The following is a 17,289-nucleotide window of genomic DNA, read 5'->3' as shown; positions in this document are numbered from 1 at the left end:
GCTCTCGTACAGCATGTCAGTTGCAGTGGAGGAATCGTTATGGTCGAAAATCCGTCATTGGGCCGCAAGCTGTTCGTTGCCGCGAACTACGGCCTGATGGTTTTATTAGCTTTCGTTTGCTTGTTCCCGCTCGTTCACGTTTTGGCCGTTTCGTTCAGTTCGAGCAGCGCGGCCGAAGCGGGCCGGGTCGGCCTGCTTCCCGTCGAATTCACGACGAAAGCGTACGAGTTCGTGCTCGGCAAGGAGGCGTTTCTCGCCTCGTTCGTCGTCTCGCTGAAACGGCTGGCGCTCGGCACGATCGTCAATATGACGCTGTGCGTCGTGCTCGCCTATCCGCTGTCGAAGGAAGTTCGCGATTTCAAAATGCGCACCGTCTACGTCTGGTACTTTTTCATTACCGCCATATTCGGGGGCGGCCTCGTGCCGACGTACATGACGGTGAAAAACACGGGGCTGATGGATACGATTTGGGCGCTCGTGCTGCCCGGCGCCGTACCGGTGTTCAACGTCATTTTGGTGCTTAATTTTTTCCGCAGCCTGCCGAGAGAGCTGGAGGAGGCGGCGTTTATCGACGGGGCCGGCCATTTGCGGACGCTGTGGAATGTGTACATTCCGCTGTCCAAGCCGGTGCTGGCGACCGTGCTGCTTTTTACGATGGTCGGGCATTGGAACGCCTGGTTCGACGGTCTCATTTACATGAACGATCCGGCCAATTACCCGCTGCAAAGCTACTTGCAGACGGTCATCATCCAGCAGGATTTCAGCGCGATGTCGGACAGCGACGTCGAGCTGATGCGCCAGCTGTCCAACCAGACGGTCAAGGCGGCGCAAATTTTTCTCGGCGCGATGCCGATCATTATCGTCTATCCGTTTTTGCAAAAATTTTTCGTCAAAGGGATCGTGCTCGGCAGCGTGAAAGGATGACGGTCCGGTTTGGCGAATGTCGATGGAAGGAAAAGGATACGGCGGTAGGCGCCCTGAACAGGAAGCGGCCGCCGGGGAAAGGGGAACGCCATGAAAGCGGCAAAAAGCGCGGGCGGTCGGCTCGAAATCGCCGACATCCCGGTTCCGGAAACGACCGACAGCTCCGTCCTGGTCGAGACCGAATATTCGGCGGTAAGCACCGGCACGGAGCTGATGGTGCTGCGCAAAGGGATAAGCGCGTTTCTCGGCTACAGCGCGACGGGAATCGTCAAGGAGGTCGGCCGCGACGTCGATCACGTCCGGGTCGGCGACCGGATCGTCTGCTACGGCGCCCGGACGCACGCCGACTATTTTCTCGCGAACCGCAACCATATCGCTCCGCTGGCGGGTCATGTCGATCCGCAGGAGGCCGCCTTGTCCGGCATCGCGACGATCGCCATGCAGGGGCTGCGCCAAGCCGACCTGCGCTTCGGCGAAACGGTCGTCGTGCTCGGGCTCGGCATCGTCGGCCAGCTGGCCGCGCAAATCGCGAATGCGGCGGCGTACCGCGTCGTCGCCATGGATTTGATGGAGACGCGCTGCGCGATGCTGGAGAAGGCGGGCATAGCGAACGTATGCCGCTCGCCGGAGCAGGTGGCGGAGCGGGTCGGCGAGCTGACGCGGGGCTTCGGCGCGGACTGCGTGCTCATCTGCGCGAATACGAAGGAGCACCGGCTGATCGACCTGGCGCTGGAATGGATTCGCGACAAAGGGAAGATCGTCATCGTCGGCGACACGAACACCGAGTTCGACCGGAACAAGCTGTTCGCGAAGGAAGCGCATATCACGATTTCGCGCGCGGGCGGGCCGGGGCGCTACGACAAGGCGTACGAGGAGGAAGGGCGAGACTATCCGTACGGATACGTCCGCTGGACGCTGCAGCGCAATCTGGAGGAGTTCGCCCGGCTGCTGGCGTCGGGCCGGCTTCGCTTGAAGCCGCTCATTACCGGCGTTTACCCGCTGGAGCGGCTTGCGGAGGCGTACGAGCGGGCGGGCGAAGCGCCTGCGGAAACGATGGGCACGCTGATCCGCTTCGGCGACTAATGAGAGAGCGGGCTGCTTGCGATCTGTTCGGACATGCCTGATCGCGAATCAACTATGGCGGCACAATTCGCGAACAACGCCGGAATCGGCGGAGAGTCGCCGGGATTCGTTTTTAAGGGATCAGTTCATAGAAAAAACGCCTCGGCTCCCGCCGCGTTCGGGGGATGGAGGCGTCTTTGTCGTTCGCGCGAATCGGCGGCAAACGACCGTCAGCGGCAATGTGCAAAAAAATCGGGAGTCGCGTGCAAATCCAATTTCCGCGGCCCGTGGTAGTCTTAGTTGAAAGGGCGTCCTGTCGGGCGGCCGAGGCGGGCTCGGGGACGCCGTGCCCGCCGTGCCCGCCGTGCCGGGCAGACGAGCGGCCGGAGCCGGACGCCGGATTTCGGCCGCAATCGGCCCGCTTACGTCGGCTCCTTCACCGCCATATGATCTTCGATCCGGTACCGTTCCTCGACCCGGATATGTCTCGGCCGTTTGGCAAGCTGCCGGTAAGCGAGCGGGGACAGCCGCTCCTTGCGGGAAAACAGGCGGCTCATGTAGTGGACGCTGGCGAACCCGGTACGCTCCGCGATCGCCGTCACGCTCCAGTCGGTGGCGAGGAGCAGCTCTTTCGCCCGCTTCAGCCTCAGCTCGCCCGCGTATTGGAGCGGCGACCGGCCGAACGCTTTGCGGAACGAGGCGGACAGCCGGGTCGAGCTCGTATGGAACGCCGCCGCAAGCTGGGCGATCGTCAGCGGCTCCGCATAGCGGGCTTCGATGTAGGCGGCGATCGCCGCCGGGTCGCCGTCGCCCGCCACGCCGTCATCGCGGCCGGTGACGTCGGCCGGCCCCGGCGCGGACCGGCGTCCGTCCGCTTCATGCATGCGGACCAGCTCCAGCAGCAGCCACGCCGAACGGACGGCGATCGCTTCCTTGTACAGCGTCCGTCGCGCGATCGCTTCGTCGACCATCGTCTCCAGCGCCTCCTTCACGCCGGTGCCGCGGGTGCGGAAGCGGAGCGGGATGCAGCCGAGCCGCTCGTCCGTCGGCGCGTCGTCGACGTAAAATTTCCATTCCAGCGTACGGAGCGGCAGCGCGTCGTCGGAGTCGATCGCGTGGCGGACGCCCGGCGGGATGAAATACGCTTCGCCCCGGACGGCTTCGCAATGCTCTTCGCCGACGGCAAGCGCGCCGCGGCCGCCGGTGACGACGAGGACGTGGTAAAAATTATGGCTGTGGCCGCTTACGCGCGATTCCTCGTCGTACACGTAGCGCGCGACGGACAAAGTGCGGGTCGCTTCAAGCTTCACGCGAATTCCTCCCTGGCATGGCGGATTCGTTGCAGGACCAGCATATCACAATCGTTTCGTGGAGGGGATGACGAAATGGAAACGGAACGCGAAGCCCGGGCGGTTCGGGAGGCGCTGCGCTTTTACGGCTTCCCGCCGAATGCGGCCGCCGAACCGCTGTCCGGGGGAACGGCCAACCGCAATTACGCGGTTCGCCGCGACGGACGAACGTTTATCCTGCGCAGGCGCAGCGCCAAGTACAGCGACGAGGCGTGGATCGACTACGAGGAGCAATATTTGCTGCACATGGGGCGCAAAGGGATTCCCGTCCCCGTCCCGCTGCCGGGCGCGAACGGGGCGCGGCGTAGCGGGGCGGAGGGGATGACGTTTCAGCTGCTCCCGTATAGGGGCGGGGAAGCTTACGCGCCGCTTCGGACGGAGCAGCTCGAAGCGGCGGGATCGTTTCTCGGCCGTCTGCACCGGGCGGCCGCCGACTTCCGCCCGACCGCCCGTAAGCGGCTGCCGCGCTTCGACGATCCGGCCGCGATCGCGGAAGCGTTGAAGCGGATTTTGCGCGACGGCATGGACATGTCCGCCTCCGAGCGGCATACGATCGAATGGATGCTCGATTATGCCGAAGGGCTGAAGCGGCGGCTCCCGGACGAAGCGTACTGCGGACTGCCGCAAACGATCGTTCACGGCGACTTCCACCCCGCCAACGTCGCGTTCCGGGGCGGGGCCGTAAGCGCCTTGTACGATTTCGATTGGATTTGCGAGCAGCCCCGCTTGCGCGACGTCGCCGACCTGGTTGTGTACTTCGCCGCGCTGCGCGCCGAACCGCTGGACGGCGGCAGCATTTATTCGCTCGTGCAAAGCTGCGCGTTCGACGCCGATCGGGCGATTACGGCGCTGCGGGCTTATGCGCGCGAGGCGGGGGACGCTTTGTCGGGGGAGGAAGCCGCGGCGCTTCCCGACTTGATGGCCGCCCGGCTGCTGCACAGCCGAGTGCAGGCGCTGGCGAAAGTACCGCCCGAGCGGGCGATAGGCGTATTGACCGGCGGCATCGAGCCGCCGCTGACATGGCTCGACGACAACCGCGACTCGCTTGCCGCGCGAATCGCGGGCCGCTTGTGAGCGCGCGAGACAAAAAGAAGGGGTCCCCGGGCCGTTTTGGCGGCAGGGGACCCTTTTTTAAAGGGCGGCGGGGGACAATCGGCACCCATTGCTTTCATAGGAGCTTCCGGTCGCTATTCGGCAGCTTTTCGATTCAGGGGCGACGGCTTACGAATCGTGAGACGCTTATTGGCGGAAAAACGATCATTTTTCCAGGCTAACGAATCTGGATATCGCTATCGAGCCGAAAGCAGGAGGAAACGGTCCGATTTTGCCGGCAATAGCGTTACAAGAATTCGTTACAAATTCAAACCTCCGCTTTCGGCTCCGATAACGATACAGGGGTTCGTTAGCCGTTTTCCGAAGAGGTGAAGAAGCGGAATGAAGTCGAGAAAAGCTCACCAGGATATCGGAGGGGCCGGATTAGGAAGAAATGTCTTGACGGGCCGCCCCGTTCCCTCCCCGTGCGCCGGCGGACGGGCCTGCGCGCAAAGAACCGCCGGAGCGTTTTTTCCGGCGGCACTTGCGCACGCATCATTCGAAAAACAGGCTTTGCTCGAACGGAACTTCCAGGCGGGGCCGGTATAGGGTGCGGTACCTGCGCATACGCTCCGCCGCCTGCTCCCGGTTCGCTTCGAGCCGCGAAGCGGTTTCCGGCAGCCGCTCGGAATAGCGGGGCGCGTCCGTCGGCACGACGAAGTCGGACAGCTCTGCCGACCGGGCGAAGTCGAAGCATTTGAACGGATAACCGGATTTCCATATCGAAACCTCCCGTATCTGAAACTGTATGAACGTTATGAAAAGCGAAATAAAGTTTAGTCATCGCTATACGAATAAGCGGATTTTCGACCCGGCATGCGTGGAATTTCGGCGCAAATTGGTGCGGACGACCGGCCGCATTTCGGTTTGAGATCTCCGCCAAAACCGGATTTTCTATAAAAATGATAAAAATAGAATAACTCGCGGAACTAGATTCGGCGGCAAACGTTTATGGCCGATTGTCGCGATCGGACAAAGGATTTCCCATTTGGACGGAACAGCTTGCTATTTCCGTTTTTAAGAACTGATCGATGGTACCAGTCGAAAGTCGGGAAATATAATTTTATTTAGTTAGATTGTTTTTACTATTTACAATTTTATTTCTAGTTCATTCGTTGTGAACAATTGGTTATGATGGATTATTTTAATCGAATTGCAGAGGGATTTCGCATATTGCGCAGAAATTTGTCAAACGATGGGAAAAAAGAGGTGATGAACATACGAAGCTAGATACGGCGCCAATTTTTAGATTTGGTAATTGGACATGAATCATAGAGGAGGAAGAATGAAATGAAATGATCAGCTTAACGAACGACACCGCTAATCATGCTTGAGCATGTAAGACCCGGATGCAAATCTTGAGGAATAACCAACAAAAAGCAAATACTCCCGCAGCAAAATAAAAACATATAGGCGGCTAATAAGGAGGGGAGTACACTTTGAAACCAAAATCAATACTGAATCGGATTTTTAAAGGTTTGACAGCTTTTCTAATCGTACTTAGTCCGATTTTACCGTTGCACCATCAAAATGCAAAGGCGGCTGCCGCGGATTGGCTGACTCATAAATTTGACGGATTCTCCAACGATACTTTTAGTCAGTTGTTTGCAGAAAACGGCTCTGCCGAAGTTCCCGTAGGGATGAATTTTATACGATTGACACCGACAACTACGGAACAGAGCGGAGCCGTTTTTAACAAAAGTGCGATATGTCCTAAAAACAATTATTCCTTCAGCACAGCCTTTTCATTTAAAATGAGCAATCCAAGCGCCGCGGGTGCAAGCGACGGACTGACGTTTACGATCCAGGCCGATACATCCAGTCCGCAATCGATCGGAGGCGGTTTGGGCTATTACGGTATTAAAACCAGTTTTGCCGTTAAATACGATACCTTCCTAAACGCGGTAGCTAAAGATCCTTCTGCAAATTACATCGGACTTGCGGAAAACGGGGAGATTTTAAATCAGGCCGGCTGGTTTACGGATTTGAATCAGTATAATTCCGTTAATGGCACCCATTTTGTTTTATCTGACGGAACCCGGTATTACACATGGATCGACTATAATGGTTTAACCCGGAATGTTCAGGTTCGTCTAGGTACTTCGCCGGACCGGGCAAGCGCTAAAGAAATATTAAACGTAAACAACATAGATCTTGGCGCCATCTTCGATGGAAAACCGTATTATGGCGGTTTTACCGCTTCGACAGGGTACCCGAATTACGAGAATCACGATATTTATAGCTGGTATTTTGTAAATGATTACGCACCTATTAGTACGCTCGATCCGCAAAATAATTACAAGCAGTTACCGAGCAGTATGAATTTAACGACAGAGCCGACCGATAAGCGGTCGGAATATCGTGTTACGGTAGCTCTGCTGGATCCGTTAGGTCATCCGGTTCCCGATGCGCCGCTGGATACGTTTACTTCAACCGTAGGAGTGCTGACCGGACCGAACGGAGAGCCTGTAACGAACCTAGTATCGGGTGCAGACGGAAAGATTCAAGCTGTCTTGAAAAATGCCGATCATTCCAAGGACATTACGATTTCGGCCACCGTCGGCTGCGCCAACGATTCCGCAACCATTCCGGCCAATAACCAGATACCGGCCGCGCCTGGCGATACGAAGACCACGACGGCAAATACACCGGTATCGGGACAAGTAAGCGGGACGGATCCGGATGGCGACAGTTTAACCTACCGAGCCGGTAATTCGCCGAGCCACGGTACGGTAACGGTTAATCCGGACGGTACATGGACGTATACGCCAAATGCAGGCTATGTTGGCGATGATACTTTTACGGTCATTGTTGATGATGGGCATGGCGGAACGATAGAAACGACAATCACGATTCACGTCAATCTTAATCCTCCATTGCTTGAATCAAATAAAACGGCAGCCATTCAACAAAAAGCGGTCGGTAATACCGATGCGGCTCATCCGGAAGTCGGCGATACGCTGCTGTACATGATCAAGACCCGAAACACGGTAGAAGGCAGTCTGGTGAAAAACCTGGCCATCTCCGACAACCTTCCGGAAGGTCTGGATTACGTGCCCGGCAGCTTGCAGGTCGACGGCGTAACCGTCACCGATGCGGAAGGGGACGACAAAGGGCATTATGCCGCAGGTCAGGTCGTCGGACAGCTCGGCGACATTACAGACACCATCTGGCATACGGTTCAATTTCAAACGATCGTCAAAGCAGGTCAAGCCGGCCAAGACATTCGAAATGTAGCCGCGGTGAATGGCGGCAATATCGTCACCCCGGACAAGCCGGAAGAAGTAGTGAAGGTATATCCGTCCAACCAAATGCCGATCGCACCGAACTTCGAACAATCGACGTGGAAAAATACGTCGGTGACCGGAAGCGTTTATGGCGTCGATTCGGACGGCGATCAGCTGACATTTTCGAAAGGAAGCGATCCGCAGCACGGTACGGTGACGGTGAACCCGGACGGCACATGGACGTATGTACCGCATCCCGATTATACCGGCCCGGACAGCTTCACGGTAACGGTAAGCGACGGGAAGGGCGGAACGACGACGTCGACGGTGACGATTGGCGTCACGGAACCGCCGAACGAACCGCCGACGGCGCCGAATTACAGCGTAACGACGCAGCGGGACGCATCGGTAACCGGCAGCGTGTATGGAACGGATCCGGACGGCAACCCGCTGACGTATGCGATCGAAAGCAATCCGAAACAGGGCACTGTCGTTCTGAATCCGGACGGCACATGGACGTACGTCCCGAATCCGGGCTACGTCGGCCCGGATATATTCACGGTGACGGTCAGCGACGGGAAGGGCGGAGTCACGACGTCGACAGTGACGGTTCAGGTGACGGACAAGCCGAACGAGCCGCCGACGGTACCGAATTATAATGTCACGACGCCGAACCACGTGCCGGTAAGCGGCAGCGTGCGCGGAACCGACCCGAACGGGGATGAGTTGACGTATACGAAAGGAAGCGGTCCGCAGCACGGAACGGTGACGGTATATCCGGACGGCACGTGGACGTATGTACCGAATCCGGGCTATGTCGGCCCGGACAGCTTTACGGTAACGGTGAGCGACGGCCGAGGCGGTACGGCGACATCGACGGTGACGGTCGGCGTCACGGAGAAGCCGAACAAACCGCCGACCGCGCGGGATGTGAGCGTAACGACGCCGAAAGATACGTCGGTAACGGGAAGCGTGTACGGCACGGATCCGGACGGCGATCCGCTGACGTATACGAAAGGAAGCGACCCGCAGCATGGAACGGTTACGGTGAACCCGGACGGGACGTGGACGTATGTGCCGAACCCGGGCTATGTCGGCCCGGACAGCTTCACGGTAACGGTGAGCGACGGCCGGGGCGGTACGATCACGACAAAAGTCACGATCAATGTGACGGATCCGGGAACGGACCCGGGAACCGACCCTGGAACCGATCCTGGAACGAACCCAGGAACGGATCCGGGCACGGACCCTGGAACCGATCCAGGTACGAATCCTGACCCCGTAACGCCGAACGAACCGTCGACGGGCGGAGGAAGCGGAACGCCTTCGACGGGCGGAGGAAGCGGAACGCCTTCGACGGGCGGAGGAAGCGGAACGCCATCGACAGGCGGAGGAAGCGGAACGCCATCGACGGGCGGAGGAAGCGGAACGCCTTCAACAGGCGGAGGAAGCGGAACGCCGTCGACGGGCGGAGGAAACGGAACGCCGTCGACAGGCGAAGGCAACGGAACGCCTTCGACGGATGCCGGAACCGGCACGACGCCGACAAATACGAAGACGGAAACGCCTTCCGCACAGCACGGCGTCGAAACGTCGACCAAGAAACCGGATCCGGAGAAGCCGCTGAACCGATTGCCGAACACGGCCGCCAGTTATTACAACCTGGGCGCTGTGGGGCTGGCCGCCTTGCTCGCGGGCTTGGTTTTGACGAGAAGAAAAAATAAAGCTTGATCGTACACGGAAAAAGCAAGTATGTTCCCCTTCAGCGGGAACAGCTTGCTTTTTATATGAGGGTTTGCAGATACAAAATATTATCGGGAAAGTCGGAAGTTATAATCATTTTCATTTTTGTAGATTGTTTGTACTATTTACATTTTCATTTCTAGTTAATTTGTTGTGAACAATTGGTTATTATGGATTGTTTTTATCAAATTGCAAAGGGTTTTCGCATATCGCGCAGAAATTTGTCAAACGATGGCAAAAAGAGGTGATGAAAAAACAAAACTAAAGGCGGCGCTAAATTTTGATTTGGAGTTGGACAGCGAGTGAGTTTATGGAACATCGTAGAGGAGGCGAGAATGAAGTGAGTTGGCTTAACAAACGAGCCGCAGCCCTTGTTACGACCGGTTTTATCCTATCCAATTTATTACCGATCCTCCCGTTTACGAATTTCGGGATGGAGACTGCACAAGCGGCCGAGCAAGGCTTGAATGTATGCCAAGGACGGGTAGCTCTCATAAATGGTAGTTTTGAGACGCCATTGGCACGAAATGTCGGTGATATGCCTGCTTGGATGTATTTTCATGAAGATGAGGTTCCTGGTTGGAAGACTACTGCGACAGATAAATGGATTCAAATCATGCAAAACTCCAACGAGTTCCTGGGTCCCAATCTTGGCGGAAACGGTCAAACGATCCCTGTTGTTGCTGCAGAAGGAAAACAATATGCGGAATTAAACGCAAATCAACCATCTATGTTATATCAAGATGTAGTGACTGTCCCAGGTCAAACCATTTATTGGCGACTGGCTCATCGAGGCGAATTTGGATACGATACTATGCAACTTCGAATAGGTTCGCCCAATATTCCGCCAAACAGTTTGCCGATTATTCAACAATTGAAAAGTACCAATAATAAATGGACTTATTATACTGGAACCTACACTGTCCCTGAAGGACAAATATTAACGAGGTTTGGGTTTGAAGCTATTGAAAGTTCAAATGGAAATCTTTTATGGGGAAATTTGTTAGACGACGTTTTTCTGGGAACGGGGCCATGCGGCGTTCTAACCAAAAACGTTTCCCCGACGAGCGGCGTTCAGGAGGGGAGTATCCTGACCTATTCGGTTACGTTTAAGAACGAAGGAGGCGACGTAGCGGATCATGCGCTGTTGACGGACAGTATCCCCGCCGGAACCGAATATGTTCCGGGATCGCTTCAAATCGTATCCGGACCGAACAGCGGAGCCTTGACCGATGCCGCCGGAGACGATCAAGGGGAATATTCGGCCGCGGATAACCGGATTGTTGTTCGCCTGGGGGTAGGGGCTGATCAAACCCAAGGCGGAAGAATCCCGAATACCGACGAGCTGCCCGGGGGGACGACGGTCCAATTTCAGGTGAAAGTGGTCCCGGGAACCGGAACGACGAATGTAGCCAATAAAGCGGCCGTCCAGTACGATAATTTGCTCACCGGACTAAAAGAAGTTCGGGAATCGGGCGTAGTGGAGTCCGGGGTGAACGTGCCGCCGATAGCACCAAACTTCGAAGAGTCGACGTGGAACACGGAGTCGGTAACCGGCAGCGTGTATGGTGCCGATCCGAATGGGGATCCGCTGACGTTTGCCAAAGGAAGCGATCCGCAGTACGGCATGGTGACGGTGAACCCGGACGGGACGTGGACGTATGTGCCGAATCCGGGGTATACCGGTACGGACAGCTTCACGGTAACGGTCAGCGACGGGAAGGGCGGAACGACGACGTCGACGGTGACGGTCCAGGTGACGGAGCCGCCGAACGAACCGCCGACGGCGCCGAATTACAACGTGACGACACAGCAGGACGCATCGGTAACCGGCAGCGTGTATGGAACCGACCCGGATACCGGCGACAAGCTGACGTATATGATCGAAAGCAATCCGGAATACGGCACTGTCGTTCTGAATCCGGACGGCTCATGGACGTACGTCCCGAATCCGGGCTACGTCGGCCCGGATCTATTCACGGTAACGGTCAGCGACGGCAAGGGCGGCGTCACGACATCGACGATCAAGGTCCAAGTGACGGACAAGCCGAATGAAGCGCCGACGGTGCCGAACTATAGCGCCACGACGCCGAACCATATGCCGGTCACCGGCAGCGTGTACGGAACGGACCCGAACGGGGATCTGTTGACGTACACGAAAGGCAGCGATCCGCAGCACGGAAAAGTGACGGTGAACCCGGACGGCACGTGGAGCTATGTGCCGAATCCGGGCTATGTCGGCACGGACAGCTTTACGGTAACGGTGAGCGACGGCCGGGGCGGCACCGTGACCTCGACGGTGACGGTCCAGGTGACGGAGAAGCCGAATGAGTCGCCGACGGTGCCACCGTCCTATAACGCAACGACACCGAAAAATACGTCGGTGACGGGCACCGTGTACGGAACGGATCCGGACGGCGACCCGCTGACGTATACGAAAGGCAGCGATCCGCAGCACGGTACGGTGACGGTAAACCCGGACGGGACGTGGACGTATGTGCCCGATCCGAATTATGTCGGGACGGACAGCTTCACGGTCATCGTCAGTGACGGGAAGGGCGGCACCGTAAAGACGACGGTGACGGTCAATGTGACGGAAAAGCCGAACCAGCCGCCAACCGCTAGGGATGTGAGCGTAACGGCGCCGAAAGATACATCGGTGACCGGCAGTGTGTACGGAACGGATCCGGACGGCGATCCGTTGACGTACACGAAAGGCAGCGACCCGCAGCATGGAACGGTTACGGTGAACCCGGACGGGACGTGGACGTATGTGCCGAACCCGGGCTATGTCGGCCCGGACAGCTTCACGGTAACGGTGAGCGACGGCCGGGGCGGTACGATCACGACGAAAGTCACGATCAATGTGACGGATCCGGGAACGGACCCGGGAACCGACCCTGATCCAGGTACGAACCCTGATCCCGTAACGCCGAACGAACCGTCGACAGGCGGAGGAAGCGGAACGCCTTCAACAGGCGGAGGAAACGGAACGCCTTCGACGGGCGGAGGAAACGGAACGCCATCGACAGGCGGAGGAAACGGAACGCCGTCGACGGGCGGAGGAAGCGGAACGCCTTCGACGGGAGGCGGAGACGGAACGCCCTCGACAGGTAGCGGAAACGAAACGCCATCGACGGATGCCGGAACCGGCACGACGCCGACAAATACGGAGGCGGAAACGCCTTCCGCACAGCACGGCGTCGAAACGTCGACCAAGAAACCGGATCCGGAGAAGCCGCTGAACCGATTGCCGAACACGGCCGCCAGTTTTTACAACCTGGGCGCTGTGGGGCTGGCCGCTTTGCTCGCGGGCTTGGTTTTGATGAGAAGAAAAAATAAAGCTTGATGTCACAAAAATGCAAGCATGTTCCCGTTCAGCGAGAAACATGCTTGCATTTTATATGGGAACTTATCGAAAAGGCAGTTGCGAAAGTCGAAAATTGCAATATTCTTCGTTCTATTGGAATGTTATTACTATTTACAATTTCATTTCTAGCCATTTTGGTGTGAACAATTGGTTATTATGGATTATTTTAATCGAAATTCGAAGGGATTTCTCATATCGCGCAGAAAATTGTCAAACGGTGGGAAAAAGGAGGTAATTGAAACGGAACTAAAGCTCAATAATAAAAAGGAGGAAATAACTTGAGGTTTAAAAGAGAAGCGAGGAAAAGGATTTATTATATTTTCACATGCTTAATGGTAGTGCTTGCAATGTCTGGTGGGATACTTCCTTCAATGACCCGTATTGCAAAAGCAGAAGGTGATATGTTTTCAAGCCAAGTCCCATCCTATTCTTTTAATGGAGAAAATGAAATTACAGTATTCAATAAAATAGGATTCTATCATCTTCAAGCTATTGGCGGTAGTAATGTTAATGGTTACGACGTTTCGCTTGACCCCAATATAAAAGGTCAATATATCGATGAAGATATCGATCCTGCCACCTACAGTAGTAGTTCAATGGAATATATACCTAATGGAGAGATTGAAGCTGCGTTTCTTTATATTTCCCCTGCAAATATAAAAACTTCAACAGACAGTCCGTTAGGAACTTTTATCCAGGGTCCGAAAGGCGGAAGATTCTTTTTTGATAAAAGTATTAATGGCGTATACGAGATTACAGACTTTGTTAGAGCAGAAGGGCCTGGATATTACTGGGGAAAGAATCTGTTTTTGAAAGATCAGTTTTCGATTCCTGGTGGTTGGGATGCTTTAGCCAATTGGGATATCGTATTTGTCGAAAAAAATGAGAATTTACCACCAATGATGACGCGATTAAATTATTATACTGGCATCGGTCCTACACCTAATTCCAGTTTCACAGTAACGTTATCGGATCAGCCCATTTTGACAAAGCAAGTCGGTAATTTAAAGGGGAGTATGGTGGTTAGTGTATACGGCGGGAATCGAGCTATATACAATGACCAATATAAAATTACTTCGTATAAAAATAACCAAATCATTAATGACTCGTATTTAAGTGATAGCACTAGGGAAGAAAATAACTTTTGGAATGGAAGCATAACAAAAAACGGACAAAATGTCAGTACAAGAGATCCGGATAGGACTCCAGCTAACACGGACATCTATAACTTTGACTTTACTGGTTCCCCTTATTTTCCAGCTGGGTTAGATCGGATAGATCATACTTTTACTGCGGAACCTCAAAATTCCGATAGTTCTGATGCGTACAACCCTCATTTTTGGGGGGTGGCATTAGAAGTAATTCCACCAAAATTGGAAATCAGCAAGAGTGTAAAAAACAAATTAAAAGACAAGACATTTTATGAAGTCGGTGACACGGTTGTCTATTCGATTGTGACTAAAAATACAGTAAATGAGACCGTGGCGAAGAATGTAATAATAGAGGATGACGTACCCGAAGGGCTGCAAATTGTAGAAGGAACTTTAAAGGCTAGTCATCATGCTGTTCCCGAATACAACAACGGAAAAATCATGGCGAATTTCGGCCATGTATCCGACACTGACGAACGTACCGTTACGTTTGAAGCCAAAATTTTGGATACTCAAGCGGGCAATACCATTAAGAATGCTGCTACTGTAAAAAGCGATGGGTTAGATCCGGTAACGACAGATACAAGTTTCACCGTTAATAAGAATCCGTTATTAGAGTCCAACAAAACGGTAACGATTGAGAAAAAAGCACCGGGCAACTTGGACGCGCAGCATGCTGAAGTAGGAGATACGCTCCTGTATACCATTAAGACCCGAAACACGGTAGAAGGCAGTCTGGTGAAAAACCTGGTCATCTCCGACAACCTTCCGGAAGGTCTGGATTACGTGCCCGGCAGCTTGCAGGTCGACGGCGTAACCGTCACCGATGCGGAAGGGGACGACAAAGGGCATTATGCCGCAGGTCAGGTCGTCGGACAGCTCGGCGACATTACAGACACCATCTGGCATACGGTTCAATTTCAAACGATCGTCAAAGCAGGTCAAGCCGGCCAAGACATTCGAAATGTAGCCGCGGTGAATGGCGGCAATATCGTCACCCCGGACAAGCCGGAAGAAGTAGTGAAGATATACCCGTCCAACCAAACGCCGATCGCACCGAACTTCGAACAATCGACGTGGAAAAATACGTCGGTGACCGGAAGCGTTTATGGCGTCGATTCGGACGGGGATCAGCTGACTTTTGAGAAAGGAAGCGATCCGCAGCACGGTACGGTGACGGTGAACCCGGACGGCACATGGACGTATGTACCGCATCCCGATTATACCGGCCCGGACAGCTTCACGGTAACGGTCAGCGACGGGAAGGGCGGAACGACGACGTCGACGGTGACGATTGGCGTCACGGAACCGCCGAACGAACCGCCGACGGCGCCGAATTACAGCGTAACGACGCAGCGGGACGCATCGGTAACCGGCAGCGTGTATGGAACGGATCCGGACGGCAACCCGCTGACGTATGCGATCGAAAGCAATCCGAAACAGGGCACTGTCGTTCTGAATCCGGACGGCTCATGGACGTACGTGCCGAATCCGGGCTACGTCGGCCCGGATATATTCACGGTGACGGTCAGCGACGGGAAGGGCGGAGTCACGACGTCGACAGTGACGGTTCAGGTGACGGACAAGCCGAACGAGCCGCCGACGGTACCGAATTATAATGTCACGACGCCGAACCACATGCCGGTAAGCGGCAGCGTGCGCGGAACCGACCCGAACGGGGATGAGTTGACGTATACGAAAGGAAGCGATCCGCAGCACGGAACGGTGACGGTATATCCGGACGGCACATGGACGTATGTACCGGCCCCAGGCTATGTCGGCCCGGACAGCTTTACGGTAACGGTGAGCGACGGCCGGGGCGGTACGGCGACATCGACGGTGACGGTCGGCGTCACGGAGAAGCCGAACAAACCGCCGACCGCGCGGGATGTGAGCGTAACGACACCGAAAGATACGTCGGTAACGGGAAGCGTGTACGGCACGGATCCGGACGGCGATCCGCTGACGTATACGAAAGGAAGCGACCCGCAGCACGGTACCGTGACGGTGAACCCGGACGGGACGTGGACGTATGTGCCGAACCCGGGCTATGTCGGCCCGGACAGCTTCACGGTAACGGTGAGCGACGGCCGGGGCGGTTCGATCACGACGAAAGTCACGATCAACGTGACGGATCCGGGAACGGACCCGGGAACCGACCCTGGAACCGATCCTGGAACGAACCCAGGAACGGATCCGGGCACGGACCCTGGAACCGATCCAGGAACGGACCCTGACCCCGTAACGCCGAACGAACCGTCGACAGGCGGAGGAAGCGGAACGCCTTCGACGGGCGGAGGAAGCGGAACGCCATCGACGGGCGGAGGAAGCGGAACGCCTTCGACGGGCGGAGGAAGCGGAACGCCTTCAACAGGCGGAGGAAGCGGAACGCCGTCGACGGGCGGAGGAAACGGAACGCCGTCGACGGGCGGAGGAAACGGAACGCCGTCGACAGGCGAAGGCAACGGAACGCCTTCGACGGATGCCGGAACCGGCACGACGCCGACAAATACGGAGACGGAAACGCCTTCCGTACAGCACGGCGACGAAACGTCGACCAAGACACCGGATCCGGAGAAGCCGCTGAACCGATTGCCGAACACGGCCGCCAGTTTTTACAACCTGGGCGCTGTGGGGCTGGCCGCTTTGCTCGCGGGCTTGGTTTTGACGAGAAGAAAAAATAAAGCATGATCGTACACGGAAAGCAAGCACGTCCTCTCGAAGGAACGTGTTTGCTTTTCTTCTTGATCCGGTATGCGGGTGTCGTTTCGTCCATTCCAGGGCCTACCTGTTAAAATCATTTTTAAACAGAACGTCATATTGCCTTTTTCCAAGTAGCGACTGGAATTGGTGAAGTGTCTGCCCCTCCAGATTGTCGCCTTCCGGGCGACATGCAAATATATTTCCGCTGCCGGCTTTAGCGCTTACCGAAGGAAATCCGATGCCGGCCGGACGACAGCTTTGTTTATTATCCCAGAAATTTGAAACGGAAGGCCTATCGACTATAAATGGGAAACGAAGTATATTCAAATGAATTGTCAAAATAGTAAACTATCGACAATTGAATACATCGTACGACAATGGCAAACCCACTGAAAAGTGGCGACGCAAAGCTGCAGGGGCTAATGCGGACTTTTTTCCACCGCGATGCCAGCCAGTTGCCGAATACGACGGAGCCTCCGTCCGCCTTTCTATCTATGCATTACACGCCAAGCGGACAGAGGCTTTTTGCGTTTTTTTATAAGACTTTAAAAGGGGGGATGCGACCAGGCCGCTCGCGTTAAAAATGCGACCCAAGTCATGGAACCCGAAGGAATTGTTGTATATTTTTTGTATAGTTTGGACTGGTATACTCGTCTGGGGATTTATTA

At 55.4% G+C, this 17,289-nt stretch carries 8 protein-coding genes, 1 pseudogene and 1 riboswitch; of the genes and pseudogenes, 7 read left to right on the top strand and 2 right to left on the bottom strand.

The genetic code is table 11. The features are described 5' to 3' along the window. The first annotated feature begins 39 nt into the window (after positions 1 to 39). On the top strand, positions 40 to 924 hold the full coding sequence (locus PV407_RS28185) for a carbohydrate ABC transporter permease (protein ID WP_332093337.1): 885 nt from the start codon (positions 40 to 42) through the stop codon (positions 922 to 924). 90 nt (positions 925 to 1,014) lie between these two features. Further along, positions 1,015 to 2,007 carry a zinc-dependent alcohol dehydrogenase gene (locus PV407_RS28180; RefSeq protein ID WP_332093336.1) on the top strand — a complete coding sequence of 331 codons (993 nt, stop codon included), beginning with the start codon at positions 1,015 to 1,017 and terminating at the stop codon, positions 2,005 to 2,007. Between the two features lie 401 nt (positions 2,008 to 2,408). Here PV407_RS28180 and PV407_RS28175 read toward each other — a convergent pair whose 3' ends face one another. Beyond that, positions 2,409 to 3,296 (bottom strand): helix-turn-helix domain-containing protein, encoded by an 888-nt coding sequence (locus PV407_RS28175; RefSeq protein WP_332093335.1) that lies wholly within the window; start codon positions 3,294 to 3,296, stop codon positions 2,409 to 2,411. Positions 3,297 to 3,371: 75 nt separating this feature from the next. On the opposite strand from PV407_RS28175, the gene PV407_RS28170 reads away from it, so the two are divergent. Beyond that, on the top strand, positions 3,372 to 4,409 hold the full coding sequence (locus tag PV407_RS28170; RefSeq protein ID WP_332093334.1) for a phosphotransferase enzyme family protein: 1,038 nt from the start codon (positions 3,372 to 3,374) through the stop codon (positions 4,407 to 4,409). Positions 4,410 to 4,922: 513 nt separating this feature from the next. Here the strand turns inward: PV407_RS28170 and PV407_RS28165 are convergent. After that, complete coding sequence (locus tag PV407_RS28165; protein WP_332093333.1) at positions 4,923 to 5,081, bottom strand: hypothetical protein; 159 nt, start codon at positions 5,079 to 5,081, stop codon at positions 4,923 to 4,925. Between the two features lie 785 nt (positions 5,082 to 5,866). On the opposite strand from PV407_RS28165, the pseudogene PV407_RS29705 reads away from it, so the two are divergent. From PV407_RS29705 to PV407_RS28150, 4 genes and pseudogenes are all read left to right on the top strand, one after another. Continuing rightward, positions 5,867 to 7,279, top strand: a pseudogene (locus PV407_RS29705) (lectin-like domain-containing protein); the annotation flags it as partial. A 117-nt stretch (positions 7,280 to 7,396) separates the two neighbouring features. Then, positions 7,397 to 9,385, top strand: coding sequence for an Ig-like domain-containing protein (locus tag PV407_RS28160; RefSeq protein ID WP_332093332.1), 1,989 nt, complete (start codon positions 7,397 to 7,399; stop codon positions 9,383 to 9,385). Between the two features lie 322 nt (positions 9,386 to 9,707). Then, the gene (locus tag PV407_RS28155; protein WP_332093331.1) at positions 9,708 to 12,746 is read left to right on the top strand and encodes an Ig-like domain-containing protein; all 3,039 of its coding nucleotides are present in this window, start codon (positions 9,708 to 9,710) and stop codon (positions 12,744 to 12,746) included. A gap of 353 nt (positions 12,747 to 13,099) precedes the next feature. Beyond that, positions 13,100 to 16,609: an Ig-like domain-containing protein gene (locus tag PV407_RS28150; protein ID WP_332093444.1), complete on the top strand. Its 3,510-nt coding sequence runs from the start codon at positions 13,100 to 13,102 to the stop codon at positions 16,607 to 16,609. A gap of 381 nt (positions 16,610 to 16,990) precedes the next feature. After that, positions 16,991 to 17,084, top strand: a riboswitch (cyclic di-GMP riboswitch). The last annotated feature ends 205 nt before the right edge of the window (positions 17,085 to 17,289 follow it).

Origin of the sequence: Paenibacillus sp. GYB003 (assembly GCF_036577625.1) — a bacterium.
Lineage (GTDB): Bacteria > Bacillota > Bacilli > Paenibacillales > NBRC-103111 > Paenibacillus_AB.
This window is presented reverse-complemented; position numbering and strand designations above follow the sequence as displayed.